Source organism: Desulfoluna sp. HI9BLuna, assembly GCF_056829775.1.
The window spans coordinates 2,165,695-2,180,819 of sequence record NZ_CP186555.1 but is presented as its reverse complement, the minus strand read 5'-3'; the positions used below and the strand labels follow the sequence as shown (position 1 = coordinate 2,180,819).

The 15,125-nt window shown below is 61.1% G+C and carries 9 protein-coding genes; 2 read left to right on the top strand and 7 right to left on the bottom strand.

Translation table 11 applies throughout. The annotated features are described in order from the left end of the window. Positions 1-5: 5 nt before the first annotated feature. Positions 6-2,063 (top strand): methyl-accepting chemotaxis protein, encoded by a 2,058-nt coding sequence (locus ACOYW0_RS08765; RefSeq protein WP_482418142.1) that lies wholly within the window; start codon positions 6-8, stop codon positions 2,061-2,063. 94 nt (positions 2,064-2,157) lie between these two features. Here the strand turns inward: ACOYW0_RS08765 and ACOYW0_RS08760 are convergent, their stop codons facing one another. From ACOYW0_RS08760 to ACOYW0_RS08750, 3 genes are all read right to left on the bottom strand, one after another. Further along, positions 2,158-3,741, bottom strand: a complete 1,584-nt coding sequence (locus ACOYW0_RS08760) for an N-acyl-D-amino-acid deacylase family protein (RefSeq protein WP_482418141.1) — start codon at positions 3,739-3,741, stop codon at positions 2,158-2,160. A gap of 73 nt (positions 3,742-3,814) precedes the next feature. Then, complete coding sequence (locus tag ACOYW0_RS08755) at positions 3,815-5,131, bottom strand: MFS transporter (protein ID WP_482418140.1); 1,317 nt, start codon at positions 5,129-5,131, stop codon at positions 3,815-3,817. Between the two features lie 45 nt (positions 5,132-5,176). Continuing rightward, entirely contained in the window at positions 5,177-6,562 is a 1,386-nt protein-coding gene (locus ACOYW0_RS08750) for an alginate export family protein (protein ID WP_482418139.1), read from the bottom strand. Between the two features lie 391 nt (positions 6,563-6,953). Here ACOYW0_RS08750 and ACOYW0_RS08745 point away from each other — a divergent pair, with 391 nt between their 5' ends. Then, positions 6,954-9,692, top strand: coding sequence for a sigma-54 interaction domain-containing protein (locus ACOYW0_RS08745; RefSeq protein ID WP_482418138.1), 2,739 nt, complete (start codon positions 6,954-6,956; stop codon positions 9,690-9,692). A gap of 16 nt (positions 9,693-9,708) precedes the next feature. Here the strand turns inward: ACOYW0_RS08745 and cls are convergent, their stop codons facing one another. From cls to ACOYW0_RS08725, 4 genes are all read right to left on the bottom strand, one after another. Continuing rightward, positions 9,709-11,226 carry a cardiolipin synthase gene (gene cls, locus ACOYW0_RS08740; protein ID WP_482418137.1) on the bottom strand — a complete coding sequence of 506 codons (1,518 nt, stop codon included), beginning with the start codon at positions 11,224-11,226 and terminating at the stop codon, positions 9,709-9,711. Positions 11,227-11,446: 220 nt separating this feature from the next. Then, positions 11,447-12,208 (bottom strand): hypothetical protein, encoded by a 762-nt coding sequence (locus tag ACOYW0_RS08735; protein WP_482418136.1) that lies wholly within the window; start codon positions 12,206-12,208, stop codon positions 11,447-11,449. A 132-nt stretch (positions 12,209-12,340) separates the two neighbouring features. Continuing rightward, positions 12,341-13,048 (bottom strand): DUF2491 family protein, encoded by a 708-nt coding sequence (locus ACOYW0_RS08730; RefSeq protein ID WP_482418135.1) that lies wholly within the window; start codon positions 13,046-13,048, stop codon positions 12,341-12,343. Positions 13,049-13,068: 20 nt separating this feature from the next. Continuing rightward, positions 13,069-14,835 carry a TAXI family TRAP transporter solute-binding subunit gene (locus tag ACOYW0_RS08725; RefSeq protein ID WP_482418134.1) on the bottom strand — a complete coding sequence of 589 codons (1,767 nt, stop codon included), beginning with the start codon at positions 14,833-14,835 and terminating at the stop codon, positions 13,069-13,071. Positions 14,836-15,125: the final 290 nt, after the last annotated feature.

The following is a 15,125-nucleotide window of genomic DNA, read 5'->3' as shown; positions in this document are numbered from 1 at the left end:
GCAGTATGAAACTCACCTTGCGCGCACGCATGATTCTCCTTATTTGCGGAGTTGCCACCCTTGCCCTGGGCCTGACCCTCGGCACCACTCTTACCCTTTCCAAAAAACTTGCCACCGAAGAGGCCGTCTCTCTGGCAAAAGAGGCCGCTTTCCATTACGGGAGCCAGGTCCAGATCAATCTGGAAGAGGGCCTTGATAAGGCCATCACCGTGGCCCAGCTTTTTGAGGGCATCAAACAGGGGGATCCCTCCCCTTCCCGCAGCTCGTTTTCTCGCATGTTAAAGCAGGTTCTCATTAAAAACCCGGAGTTCCACTCTGTGTGGACGGGATGGGAACCGGGGGCCATGGATGGCTATGACGAGATTTTTGCCAACACCGAAGGCCATGATGCCACCGGCCGGTTTATCTGGTGCTGGTTCCGGAACGAAGCCGGCGAGTTTTCAGTCAAGCCCCTTGCCAACTATGACCAGGCCGGGGCCGGGGATTATTATCTGACCGCCGTCAATACCGGGAAGGCCGTGATCACGGAGCCCTCCGAGTACATGATGGGTGGGCGGAAGGTCAATATCACCAGCCTGGTTTCTCCCGTCGCCCTGGAGGGCAAGACACTCGGGGTGGTGGGGGTGGATCTGACCCTTGATCGTATCGCGGAACAGGTTGGGGCGTTTGATGTCTTCGGCGGGGGAATCATCTCCCTGGTGAGCCATGGCGGCTCCTATGTGGCACATCCCGATGCCTCCTTTGTGGGACGCCCCGCCGCCGAGGCGACGCCATGGATTGCCCCTTATCTTGACGCTGTCAGGAAGGGAGAGGCCTTTTCCCTTGAGAACGACTCCCGAACCCTGGGCGCGCAGGTGCTTCGCATCGGGGTGCCCGTGACCATCGGGGCCACCGGGACCCCCTGGGCTGTCATCGTCAGCATCCCCAAGGCTGCCGTTCTGGCCAAGGTCAGACGCATGATGCTGATCGGGCTGGGTATTGCCCTTGCCTCGGTTGCCTTGGTCTGGGGGATCATTTACTGGCTGACAGGCTCGATCACCGGGCCCATCCTCACCGATGTGAAGGCAGCCGAGAAGATGGCGGAAGGGGATTTTACCGTTCGGGTGACCAGCCGCCGGACCGATGAGATCGGGATCCTGGCCGATGCGTTGAACCGTATGGCAGAAGGGTTGGGAGAGATGGTGGGGGAAATCCGGGAAGGGGTGGACATGCTGGGAGACTCCGCCACCAACCTTCAGTCTGTCTCCGGGAACATGGCGGAGACCTCCCAGGCGGTCTCCACGCGATCGGGTGATGCGGCCAGGGCGGCCGCCGAGGCGGAAAACGGGATGACCTCCATTGCCGCCGCCATGGAGCAGGCCTCGGCCAACTCCGGCATGGTGGCGGCCGCTGCCGAAGAGATGAGCGCCACCATCGGCGAAATCGCAGGCAATACGGAGCGCGCCCGTTCCATTACCGACAGCGCTGTCTCTCTGGCTGATACCACCTCCGAGCGCATCGACGAACTCGGTCGGGCAGCCCAGGAGATCAGCGCGGTGACCGAGGCCATCACCGAGATCTCCGAGCAGACCAATCTCCTGGCCTTGAACGCCACCATCGAAGCGGCCCGTGCCGGGGAGGCCGGAAAAGGGTTTGCCGTGGTGGCGGGCGAGATCAAGGCACTGGCCATGCAGACAGCGGACGCCACCGACGACATCCGTAAGCGGATCACGGGGATCCAGGTTACCTCCGGTGACGCGGTTACGGCCGTGGATGAGATCCGGGGCGTGATCCGGGAGGTGGCGGGCATCGTCTCCGGCATTGCTTCCGCTGTGGAGGAGCAGTCAGCCACCACCCGGGAGATCACCGGCAATATCGCCCAGGCCGCCGACGGGCTCACGGAGATCAGCAACGGCGTCCAGACCAGCACCCATCTTACCGAAAAGATCAACGGTGACATCCAGGCGGTGAACCGGCATGCCGAGCACAACGCCAAAAACGGGTCCACCGTCAAATCCCATGCCTCCTCCCTGGAGGAGCTCTCCCGGCACCTCGAAAACCTGGTCTCCCGGTTTCATATTTAACCTTTAAACATGAAGCGCCCGGCCGCCTGTCGTTATCTGTATCGAATCCGGCAGGCGGGGGGCGCTTTACAAGGCGCGCGGTGGGACGTGGTTTCTATCCTCTGATGACACGTCCCGGGTTGTTGTCCAGGCGCTCTCCATCCTTGATGACGAAGCTGCCGTTGCAGAGCACGTGATCGATGCCTTTGGGGTATTTTCGGGGCTCGTCAAAGGTGGCGCAGGGCTTGAACCGCGCAGCATCAAATACCGCGATGTCCGCATGGTGGCCGGGCTTGATCAGGCCTCGGTCCGACACGTTCACACGGCGTGCAGGCACCGAGGTCAGGCGGCGGATGGCCTCTTCCAGGGGCAGGATCTGCCGTTTTGTCACAAATTCGTCGAGGAAGAGGGGAACCCAGTCAAAGGTGTGTAGCGAGCAGGGGAGCTGGGAGAGAAGGCCCTCGGAGGCCATGGCAAACCCGTCGGAAATGCAGGGGCACTCCGGGTCCTGAAGGGCCACGGTCACGTCGTCGTAAGAGAAACTCCGGGAGGTCCACAGGGCGCTTCTGAGTCGTTCACCTTCCTTGATCATGATGTCAAAGGCGCAGTCCAGGGCCGGGCGGTCCAGTTTTTCCGAGATCTCCTCAAAGGACAGGCCCACAAGCTCCGGTGAGTTCGCGGCGTTCAGCAGCCACACCTTGTCCCATTTCTCTTCCCTTACAATCTGCCAGACCGGCTTGAGTTCCCCCTTTATCTTCTGGCGCAGGGCAGGGTCCTGCAATCGCTCGATGGCGTCCTGGGGCGAGCCTTCGGTGGCCCAGGTGGGCAGGATGGCTGCGATGTTGGTGTGGTTGAGGTTCACGCCCATCACGTCCATGTAGACGTTGATGCCCTCTTTCCGGGCGTTGAGCACGGCATCCAGGATGCGCTGCATGCCGTTGTCCGGGCGCCCGTACTTGGGGTTGATGTGGGAGACCTGCATGGTCACCCCGGTGTTGCGCGCCAGGGCAATGGCCTCATCGATGCCGGTATCGTAGTACCGGGCACGGTCCCGGGAGTGCATGGCGGCGACGCCGTTATGCCTGGCCACCACCGCGCAGAGCCGCTCCAGCTCCTCCACGGCGGATGAAAACCCGGGTTCGTACTCCAGGCCGAAGGAGAGGCCCACGGCGCCCTGCTCCAGGCACTTTTCGAGCATCTCCTCCATGGCGGTGATCTCATCGTTTCCGGCCTGCCCCTGGGGGTATTTCATGCAGTTGATGCGCAGGGCGCCGTGTCCCACCATGGAGGCCACGTTAAGGCCCAGGGCTTGCCTTTCCATGGTGTCCAGGTAGGTACCGAAGCTGTCCCAGTCCACGGGGGACAGCAGGGGCAGCGGGCAGTATTTCTTCATGTTCTCGACGTTTTCGTACGGGGCGACGCTGGCGCCGCACTGGCCGCACACCTCGAAGGTGACCCCCTGACGTACCTGGCTCTGGGCGCTGCCGTCGGCAAGGAGGACGGTGTCGGAGTGGGTGTGGATGTCGATGAAGCCCGGGCTGACGATTCGGCCGCTTACATCCACGGTTGTTTTGGCCTCGGTGTCGTCCAGGTGGCCGATACAGGTGATTTTGTCGCCGGTGATGCCGATATCCCCTTGGTAGGCAGGGGATCCCGTGCCGTCGATGATGGTTCCGTTTGTCAGTTTGATGTCAAGCATAAGTGTCTCCTTGGAAAAACCCCGCAGGGTGTTGATCGTTCAGTCACGTGCCTTTCCGTGAAAAGGGCGCGGCTCAGTTGCCTTTTGCGTCTGCCAGGGTGCCCGGGGCCGAGGTGACGGGCGCCGGGTTGTGTCGGGCGAGCAGGATGAGGGCTGCCGACACGGCAAAGCAGCCCGCGGATACAAGAAAGGCCAGGTTGTAGCTGCCGAAAGAGGTAAAGGCCCATCCGTAGACATAGGAGCCTGTCCCCCCGATGATGGCCCCGACGAAGATGCCGACGCTGATCAGAGTGGCCAGGGGCTTGGTTCCGAACATGTCCCCCAAAAGGGCCGTCCAGATGGGGTAAAAAAAGGAGGGGATCAGCCCGAAAAGGAGCATGGCGGCCACGAACCCGAAAAGGGAGGAGACCTGCGTGAAGGTCAGGCAGAGCAGCAGGCCTGTCACCAGGGCCACGATGCTGACGGGCTTTTTGCCGAACCGGTCGCTCAGGGCGCCCCCTAAGAGCATGCCCACGACGGCGAGGATGGAAAGAGCGAACATGGCAGCCGTGATGGCGGTCTTGGCCGATGCGGGGGCAACCCCGCTTTGCCTGGCGATATCGAACCCCCAGCTTGCCACGTGGGCCACAAGGCCCATCCCGGGGAAGTTGAAGGCTGTGTAGGCCAAGGCAACGCACCAGAACGAGGGGGTCTTCAGAGCTTCCTTGACGGTCCACTCCCGGGCGGAGGCGGCGGTGCCTTCGGTGGCGGCCATGCGCTCGGCGTGTTGTTCGGCCGAGACCCCGTCCGGGTAGAGGCCCATCACCGCCGGGGAGCGTTTGACCACAAGGGAGAGGATCATGATCAGGGCCCCGGCCGTGAGGCCCAGGTAAAGCCAGGCCGTTCTCCAGCCCCAGGTCTCGATCATGGCGGGGATGAGAAAGCTCACGATGGCCAGGCCGCAGGCCGAGCCCAGGCTTGTGATGGCAATGGCCAGGGCCCCCTTTTCCTGGAACCACACCCGGGCCGCTGCCACGCCGGGCACAAAGTAGGCAAAGGAGACCCCGAGCCCCAGGATCACCCCGTAGAAGAGCTGGAACTCAAAGGTAGTGCCCACCCCGGAGAGGAGGAAGATCCCGACGGAGATGAGGGCCCCGCCCATCAGCATGGGGAGCCTGGAGCCGAACTTGTCGACCAGGACCCCCACCAGCAGCGAGGCGCAGGCATAGACCCAAAGGTGAACGGTCATGCCGAAACCGAGGGTGGCTCGGTTCCATCCCAGCTCGGCCTCCAGGGTGGGCATGAAAATGGTGAGGGAATAGCGGCTCATGGCCGTCAGAAGAACGATGAGGGAGCAGGCGGCCACCACCCACCATCCGTAGAATAGTTTGGGTTTTGTATCTTGTGTCATAAAGAGTCCTTGTGTTGGGTTGTCGGAATGCTTTTTGCCGGCGCCTTACAGGATGTAGTAAGACAGGGCAAAGGTCGCCTTGGTGGCGATGTTGCTCTGCTTTTCCCCTTCCAGGCGCATGTCCACGGCGCCTAAGCTGATGCCTGCCCGGACTCTGTTGGTGATCCACCAGTCCGTGTCCAGGGTGTACTCCAGGGCGTAGTCCCCCTTGTCAAAGCCGATGTTCTGGCCTGCAAAATCCCATCCGAAATAAAGAGGCATGCCGTGGCCCCTCTCCGAGGTGCCCGTGATGTAGCTGGCGCCGATGTCCAGAAGGATGCCCTTGTAAAGGCGGATGCCCTTGAGCCCCAGGTTCACCCCGGCGGTGCCCTGGCCGGTTTTGGTGACAAGGCTGATGTTGTACATATCCGCATCGGTGGCCAGGGTGGTGGCCTTGAGGCCCCGGGACTGGGGACCGCTGAGCACGGGCAGCACCTCGATGCCGTTGTCTGTATTGGCGTCGTTGCCGCTGCCGTACCATCCGGAGAGGACGGTGGCGAACTTGCCGGGGATGGTATGCTGGACCTTGAGGGTGGCCAGGTAGCCTTCGGCCTCTTCATGGCGGGTCTCCGACTGCACCGTGCCGCAGATCAGGTCCGCCCCGAGGTAGAGGTTTTCCGTCGGGGTGTAGGAGAGTGGGAGGCCGAACCAGTACCCGTCGGCGTCGGTGGTGGGGGTGAAGAAGACTCCCTGGCCGGGGTGGCTGCGCTTGCCGAAGTTTCGCATGTAAATGGTGGTGTCCTTGCCGATGTCCGAGTACATGGCGTAGGGCATGGCGGTGAGGTTGCCCAGGGAGAACCAGCCGTCGATGGCCCCGATTTCGATGTTGCCGTTGTCTCCCTTGAAGGGGTCGCGGGTGGGGCGTGCCCAGAGCATGCGGACTCCGCCCTCTTTGCCCCTGTCGTAGCGTGTCACAAGGGCCGCCACGTCGTCGAAGAAGATGGGGGAATGAAAGGCTGCCGTGGGCAGGGTGAGCTGGCCTTGAAGGCCGATATCAAAGAAAAAATGGGTGTCGGGAATCTGGGCCTTGGCATAGAGCCGCCGGGTCTCCACGTTGACGCCGTCGGTGCCCAGGGCGCCGCCTGCCCCCTGGCCCACGCTGCCCAGGGAGTCGTTGCCCCAGGGGATGTAGCCGATTTCAACCTGGGCTACGCCCGAGGCATACGGGTTGATCTTGGCCTCGACCTCCGTGCGGAGGCGGCTGTGGACGGTGAAGGGGTCCACGATGTTGGCATCGGGGTTGAACTCGGTGTTTCCGAGGTAAAACGCCTGGTTTGTCAGTTCCGCCTGAACCTTGAACTCCGTTGCGCCCGTCCCCCGGGCAGTGACACACATGGCAAGGCACAAGGTGCCGCACACGAGGTGTTTCAGGTACTTCATACTCTCCATCATTGCGTTTCTCTCCTGATACGCTGAGCTGCTGGACACAGCTGGTGTCTCGAAAAATTCACAAATACAAAAAAATAGATTTACCTTCGAAAGGGGGTGGCCTCCTTCCTCAGCCCCTTTTTTCAGTCAAGTGAAACCTGTTTTGTGGGATGACGGGGTTAAGAGCAAAGTGTGTGCCGAATTGTGGAAAACAGCGTTTTTTATGGTGGCTGGGGGCGTGCCTGGAGAGGTTTGTTTTGAAAACACGAATGGTTGTTGTGAGGGAACGTTGGCGGGAATGAAAAAAGGATGTTTACATGGAGAAGTTCCTTTGTGTAGGGTGAATCAATAAAACTGTACGTTGTCTAAAAAAGTATAAATCAGTTTACAATTTATTGGACAATCAGGAGGGGCGATGGAGGACCTGGGCATGGTTGCTGCCACGGATGTGTTGGGGGAGTGTGAGGGGCTGATCAACGAGATCGTCACGCAGGTCGGCATCGAGGTGACCCCGAGGACCCTGGAGCGGCTCGACACCGTGATGGGGCTGCTCCATGCCTACGAGGTCCGCAGCAAAGGGGAAGCGGAGCAGCTGGCCTATATCGAGCTTGTCCTGGCCGTTCAGGACGTCTGCATCTACCTCAGCAAAGGGTTGAGGCAGGCCCTGGCCTTGTGCCGCGTGGCCATGGAGCTTGTGATTGAGCGCGGGGACCTGCGACTGAAATCCATCCTGACCCTTGCCCAGGGCATGCTGCACTGCCTGGTGGGAGAGCCCTTTTCCGGGGCGGGCTCTTCCCTTGCCGAGTGCATCGATACCATTCATATCTTAGGGGACAGGGATATCCGGCTGCGCTCGTCCATTTTTCTCTGCCCCCTCTATTTTTTCCGTGGGGACATGCGGAAACTCCTCCACCATCACAACATGGCCGCCTTTCATCCCCCCTTATGGAACTGCCGGTTCCTCAGCGAGATCTTTCCCCTGGCCTCCTGCGGGGCAGCGCATCTCATGGGCAATTTTCCCCTGGCGTTGGGCATCGCGGATTCAGGCTACCAGAGGGCGAGGCTCCTGGGCCTGGAGGTGGCCGAGGTGTGGTGGCGGCTTCAGTATTGCGCGGTGCTCATGCCTGTTAAGGGCAAGGAACAGGAGATCGAAGCCCACCTCCGGCGGGTCGAGGAGATCGTGACGCCGGCACAGCACACCGCGGTATACGCCGGGTTGCTTCAGGTCAAGGCCTGTTATTGCTTCAGCCGCGGCGAGATTTCCAGGGCATACGAGTGCATGGGCTCCTGCTTTGAGACGGTTCGGCGATACGGGATCCCAAAGCCGGTATTCGGCCCTGCCAACACCCTGGAGCTTTGCGTGGAGTTCCGTCGCAGGGGGTATCCGGCTTTTCCGGGGGTTGACCTGGAGCATGAGCTGGACCGGGCACTGGAGGGGGAGAACAAGGTCCTGACCGGCATCGCCCTTCGGGCCCGGGGGTTGTTCGCCTTTGACGCGGGGGCTCCCCGCTCATCGGTGGCGCGGCACCTCCGGTTGAGCGCAAAGACCTTCCATGAAGCAGGGTGCCTTTTGTACCAGGCCCCCACCGAGGCGATGCTGGAGGCGTTGAACCGGGCCGGAGAAGACGACCGGGAGGTGCTCTCCCCGGAGAGGGTGTTTGAGATCAAAAAAGATACCCCTCTGGAGATGCCCAAGCCGGCCAACCTGATGCGGCAGTGTGCGGGAGCGCTCAAAGACATGCCGTCCCGGGGGGACACGGTCGATTACTTTCAGGATCTTGTCTGCCTGGTTCAGCGGGAGTTCGCTGCCGAGCGCGTGGTTCTTTTGCGTCTTGGTGAGAAGGGAGAGGTGGGGTACGTGACGGGGTGCAACTTTACCGGGGCCGAGGTGGAACACGGGGCCCTGGACCCGGTGGTCCCTCGCTTTGACGAGGCGCTGAGGCTGGGCAAGATCCGCCGCATCGAGACCGAGGCGGTGGCTTCTGTCTGCATTCCCTTGCAGGTGGAGGACGGCCGGCCCCTGCTTCTCTATGCCGAGAGCAAACACACCCGTGACGTCTTCAGGCAGACCCTTGATGCCGTCAACGATGAGCTGGCGCTGGTCCTCTCCGCCGAGGTCCGTTCGGCCCTGGGCTTCCATGAGGCGCGGGAGGCCAAGCGAATCCGTCCCCAGTACCAGGGCTCTTCAGCGCCTGTGTACTACGGGGAGTTGATGCAGTCGATTCTGCAGCAGGCAAACCAGGCCGCGGTCACCGATGCGACGGTTCTGATTTTAGGGGAGACCGGGGTCGGCAAAGAGCTTTTTGCCAGGTATATCCACGAGGCCAGCGGAAGGGAGGGGGCTTTTATTCCGGTGCACCCGGCCAGCATGGCGGAATCGCTCTTTGAAAGTGAGCTCTTCGGCCATGAAAAGGGGGCCTTTACCGGGGCGGTGAAACAGAAGACGGGCTTTTTTGAGATGGCCAACGGGGGGACCCTGTTCATCGACGAGGTGGGGGAGATCCCTTTGTCTCTTCAGGTCAAGCTCCTTCGGGTGTTGCAGGACAGGAAGTTCACCCGCGTCGGAGGGACCCGGGCCATCCACTCCAAGTTCCGGCTGGTGGCGGCCACCAACAGGGATTTGACCCAGGAGGTGAAAAAGGGGCGCTTTCGCGAGGACCTTTTTTACCGGCTCTTTGTGGTGCCCCTGACCCTGCCCCCGCTTCGGCAGCGGGGAAAAGACATCTCCTACATGGCCAGGATTTTCCTCGATCATTTTGCCAAGCGCTACAACAAGGCCCTGCCCGAGCTGACACCGGGGCAGATCAAGGGGCTGGAGAGCTACCCCTGGCCCGGCAACATCCGGGAACTCAAAGGGGTGGTGGAGCGGGCTGCCATCCTTTCAAACGGCGAAACACTGGAGTTCATGCTGCAGCCCGCCGAGTCCTCCGGGGGCCAGGCAGACCCGGCCCGGGGCGAAGGCGGCCCGACCCTCTACGACGACCTGCCCACCCTCAAGGAGCTCCAGCGGCGGTACCTCCGGCACGTGATGACCCTGTCCGAGGGCAACATCGCACGGGCCGAGGAGATTCTGGGGGTCAAGCGGTCCACCCTTTACGCCCAGCTCAAACGGTTCGGTCTGACCAGGAAACGATGGGGGGACGGGGACGCTTGAGCCCCTGTGCGGGATGTTACTGCACCGGCGCCGTAAGTCGGGCAGCACGGGCGGCAAACCGGAACCAAAAGGGTTTGTTATCCAGCTCGTTGGGGGTCATGAGGCGGGAGTGGGCAAAATCCTCTTTGAGCATGGCCTCCACCTCGGCGGCAAAGGGGGCATCCACCACCAGGGCGGAGATCTCGAAGTTGAGCCGGAAGGAGCGGTTGTCGAGGTTGGCCGTGCCCACCACTGCGGCTTCGCGGTCCACGAGCATCACCTTCTGGTGGAGGAACCCTTTCTGGTACCGAAAGATCTTGATGTCCGTGCCCTCGAGGTCCCGCAGGAAGGTGAAGGCCGTGAGGTAGACGAGCTTGTGATCCGGGTCGTCGGGGATGAGGATCTTTACCTCCACGCCCCTTAAGTCGGCGAGCTTCAGGGCGGCGATGATCCCCTCGTCCGGGACAAAGTAGGGGCTGGCGATCCAGATCCGTTCCCGGGCTGTGGTGATGGCTTCCAGGAACATGAGACCGGTGGTCTCCTGGGGATCCGCCGGGGAGGAGGGGATGATGTGGACCACCTTGTCCCCCTGCCGCGTGAGGGCGGCCAGCCAGTCAAGCTCCACAAAGCTGCGGGTGGCCCAGTACCAGTCCTCGAGGAAGGCGAGCTGCACGGCAAGGACGGATGGGCCCACGATGCGCACGTGGGTGTCCCGCCAGTGACCGAATTTGGGGGAGAGGCCCAGGTACTGGTCTCCCACGTTGTGGCCTCCGACCCAGGCCGTGGTGCCGTCGGTGACCACGATTTTGCGGTGGTTGCGGAAGTTGAGCTGGAAGCGGTTGCCCCGGCCCTGGGTGGTGCCGAAGGCCGAAACCTCGACCCCTGCTTCGCGCAGAGCGTTTAAGTAGCTCCGGGGCAGGGCGTGGCAGCCGATTTCGTCGTAGAGGAAATAGACATCAATGCCTGCCCGGGCCCTTTCGATCATCTTGTCCCTGAGGCGTTGGCCCAGCCCGTCGTTTTTGACGATGAAAAACTGGACAAGGATGTACTCTTTGGCCGCATCCATGCCCGCAAAGATGCTCTCAAAGGTCTGGTCCCCGTCGATGAGCAGCTCCACGTCGTTGCCTGTGGTCATGGGCAGCTCGGTCATGCGGGTGAGGACCCGGTGGCTCCCCCGGGGATCTTTGGGCGTTACGAGAAAGCTGTCCCCTGCGGCTTCCACCTCCGGCTCCAAGGCCAGCAGCTCTTCGTCCACCCGGTGGCGGGCCGTGGTGTAGCCCTGGAACTCACTGCGGCCGAAGACCCAGTAGAGGGGAACGGCCAGGTAGGGAAAGGTGTTGAGGGAGACGGCCCAGGCAACGGCCCCCTGGGCGGTGCGGGTCTCCATGATGGCGTGGACCGAGGTCCAGGCCCCGATGCCGTGGGCGACGGCCGAAATGGTGAGAAAGGCGGAGAGGCGAACCAGCCATCGTTTCAAACGGGACTTTTTTTTGACGGGTGCTGTGGCGTCAGCCTGGGGTGCAGCCTTTTCAGGCGGCGTGGGGTGATTGTCCATGGGGCAGCTCCCTGGTGGGCTGTCGGGTGTGAAGAAGAAAGACCGGGTGAGTGAACAGTGGCCTGAAAACATTCACCAAAGAATATCTTTGATTGATGCCTGAAGTAAAGGGGCTTTGTGTGGGGCTCCGTGGATGGAGGGAAGGGAGGCGGGGCTTTGTGAATCGTTCCCAGGCAGGGCCTGGGAACGAAGCAAGGGGCATCACGTCTGCCCTGGCGTGTTATTTTTTCAACGCGGCCAGGCGGTCGGCGATGGAGCTGGTGGCCGGGGCGGAACCGCCCGCCTCTTTCATGGCCGAGGCGATGAGGTCGTTCTCTTTTTCGGCCTTGCCGGGGGCCAGGAGCTTGGCCTTCATGCGGGCAGCCTCGGCTTTGGCGTTGGCCTCATCGGCGTTTTTGCGCATGGCGGAGAGGGCACTGCCCAGCTGGTCGGACTCCTCGCGCAGCCCGGCGAGTTTGGCGGCGCGTTCCGCTGAATCTTTGGCCCGCTCTTCCCGGACCTTGGCCCGTTTCATGTCCTGAACCGCTTTTTCAAGGCTCTTTTTGGCTGTTTTCAGCTTTTCGGCGGAAAGGGACGCCACCTCTTCGAGTTCTTCCATGAAGGCCTTGGCTTCCACGGCTTCCTGCTCTTCCACTTCCATCTCAGGCTGCATCTCTTCGAGGAGCTGTACCAGCTCGGTGAGGGCCTTTTCAGCGTCGGCGTTTCCCGGTTCCTCTGCAAGGCGTGTCTGAAGGATCTCAGCTGCCTTGAGGCGCTGGTCGTAAAGGCCCTTGATGGCGTCTGCTTCGGCCTGCTCTTTCTTGTATACCTGGCGGGCCTCTCCCACTTCCTGGACCAGCTTGTTGAGTCGTTTTTCCATCTGCTCAAGCTCTGCCTTGGAGGCGGTTTCGGGGTCCCAGGAGGCCAGGATCTGGACAATGCTCTGGCCGACGTTTTCGCTCTTTTTCTTGCCGAATGATGTCACAAAACTGAAAAAACCCATGGAATGTTACTCCTTATGTGTCATGGTTGCGGGATGCGATAATCAAATTATAAAACAGCCTCCGTCAGCGAATGCCACACCCCGAGGCCCGAGGGGGTTGAGTTTTCGTGAACCAGGGGATTGTCCACCGGTTTAGTATTTGACGGAGATGGACTCGGGGATCACATCGATGCCGGTGGAGATCCGGACGAGGGCGCTTCCGTCGGTGTTCTCTTCCCTGGAGACCAGGATGTACTCGGCCATCTCGCTTTCCTCGTCGATCCAGCGGCCGTAGAGCATGGCAGCGTGGTCAAGGGAGACGGTCTTGTCTCCGAAGCGGTCGAGGAAGAGGGTTTCGCTGAATTCGTTGGGATCCATGCGGCCCTCGCCGTCTCCCCAGGCCCGGTCGTAGAGGTTGCCCTTTTTGTCTTCAAAGGCGGGGAGCCCGATGTAGCCGTCTTCTTCCCCGATCCAGAAAGCCCATTCCTCTTCGGACTCGGGGTACACCTCGTCCAGGCAGGCAAAGAGGCGGCACTCTTCGATGGCGTCGCCTTCCACCACCTGGAGCATGGATTTGGCTTCGGGGTCATCGGTCGACTCCAGGTAGAACCGATGGGCCACAGACCCGTCCAGGTCGATGCGCCCGTAGCCAACCACCACGGACTCGGCCCCGGGTCGGGGCTGGGTGATGGCTTCGCCGTGGATGAGAAACGGAGTGGTGTCCAGCGCCAGGCTGCTACCCAGGTGGATCTGGAGGGGCAACTGGGTGTCCACGGGCTCCTTTTTCCCCTTGGTGAACGTCTCCTTTGCGGTGTCCATTTTTTTTCCGGCCACGGCCTTGAACAGGTTAAATACTCCCAAAACAACTCCTTAAACGTAAATTAGCGGTCCAACCCGTTGGTTCGCCTCTGGATTTCGGGCTTGCTCTCCATGATGGCAAAGGAGAGGGCGTCCATGGCTTCGGGGCCGTATTGCCGGGCCCAGTCCGTGCGGACCACGAGAACGGCGGAAACGGCGATGCTCTCGACGTCACTGCCCAGGATAAATCCTTTCTGGAGTCCCGGGTAGGTTTTGGACGGGATGGTGACAAACTCGTAGATGCGGTTCCAGTTGCGGTCCCGGGCGTCGTTGAAGTCCCAGTCGTCCACCTGGACGAGGCGGATTTTTTTGGTCTCTTTGGCCACGGCTTCGGCCCTGGCCAGAAGGTCCGAGTTAAGGCCGGAGACAAACATCATGACGGCCCTGGGGTTGTTGATGACCTGCTGCAGGGCCTCGTCGTAGCTGGCGTTCTGGGTCCGGATCTTTCGGTACCCTTTGTCCTGCAGGCAGAGGCCTTCCCAGGTCATGGCCGTGCCCGAGCCCCGTGGGCCGATGTAGAGGATATGCTCTCCGTCGGGCTCGATGTCCTGAACGGTCTGGATTCCCGACTTCCGATTGGCGATCATCTGCACCACCTCCGGGTAGAGGGCCACCTGCTCGGAGGCGGCAAGGGGCATTTTGGGAAAGCTGCGCTGGAACACCTCAAAGGCATCGGACTGGACGATGGCGGCGTCCACTTCCTTGGCAACCAGAAGGCGCAGGTTTTCCATGGAGCCTGCGGTGGTCCGCAGGTTCACGTCAACGGACGGGGCCGACTCCTTCAGCATGGTTCCGAAGGCCGTGTAGTTGCCGCCTGGTGATGCGGTGGCCAGGGTGAGGGTGGGCCTGTCCACGCTCTTACTGGCAAGGGCTTCGGCGGAGAGGGCCACTTCCGGGGGCATGCCCTCGGGCAGGTAGCCGGATTGCCTGGGCGTGCCGTCCAGGGTGGCCACCCTGGCGTCGAGTTCGTTGAGCTTGGCCCGCAATTGAGCGTCGTCTTGGGCCATGCGATCGGCCTCCTGGCGCCACTGGCGGTAGCCGGGGTCGTCGGCGTGGTGGTAGGCCATGGCGTAGCTGTTCCGGCTTCCCAGGTTGTCCAGGACCATCCACCAGACCATGGCGTCCCACATGCCGAAGTGGGACCGGCTTCGGTAGGCGTAGCGCGGAGGCGTCCAGCCCCGCCCGCGGTAGTAGCTGTTTCGGCGCTGGTAATGGGTACGATAGTCAAAGTCGCTGTATGTTTTTGTCTTTCGGTAGATGGGGTTTGATGCATAGGAGGAGGCCTTGACGGTCTCGCTCTTCTGCTTGAACTTGCCCGTTTCCTTCTTGTAGGCAGAATAAGACGCTGCGGCCTTTTTTTTCTTCAGGGCCGTGGCGGTCTTTTTGTCAAAGGACGAGGTGCTGGTGAACTTCTTTTTCGGGGGCGTGGCCCCGGGCTTACTGTAGCCGTTTGACGAACTTTTTTTCTGGGTCGCCACCGACTGCTTCGGCTGGGTGCTTCCCGGTTTGGCGTAGCCGGACGACTTCTGGGTCGTTTGTTTGGTTTTCTGCTTTCCATATATGCCGCCGCCGTCCCGTTGGCCCCATACCTTTTTGCTGGGGCTGGACGATTTGGACCAGCTCTTGGAACTCTTCGAGAAAGAAGAAGAGGAGGAGTGGCTGGAATAGCTGGAGCGGCTTGACCGGCTGGAGCGACTGGATCGCCTGGCATCGGCATCGCTTACGGAAAACGAGACCACCAGCAGGGTAAGCAGGAAGAGGGTGAAGCGGGAGAGGAATCGTGGTGTCATTCGAAGCGTCATGGTGGCCCTTGGGTTCGGTGTTATGTCATTGAACTCAGCGTGTCGGGCCCGAAGAAGGAAAACCTTGCAAGGGGAAGCATCACTGAACGAGTAAATCTATGCAGGGTTTGACGTGTTGTCAATGTTTGAAGGGAGATCTTTTCTACTCGCAGGTGCTTTGAGTAAGTTGCTTTTGGTCTCCTTTGCCGTGGTGTTGGGATGTTGGAACGACGGGGGGAGAAATTCAGACAACGGGGCCATGGCCCCGTTGCCGGAAGATTAAGGTGTGTGCCTCTTTT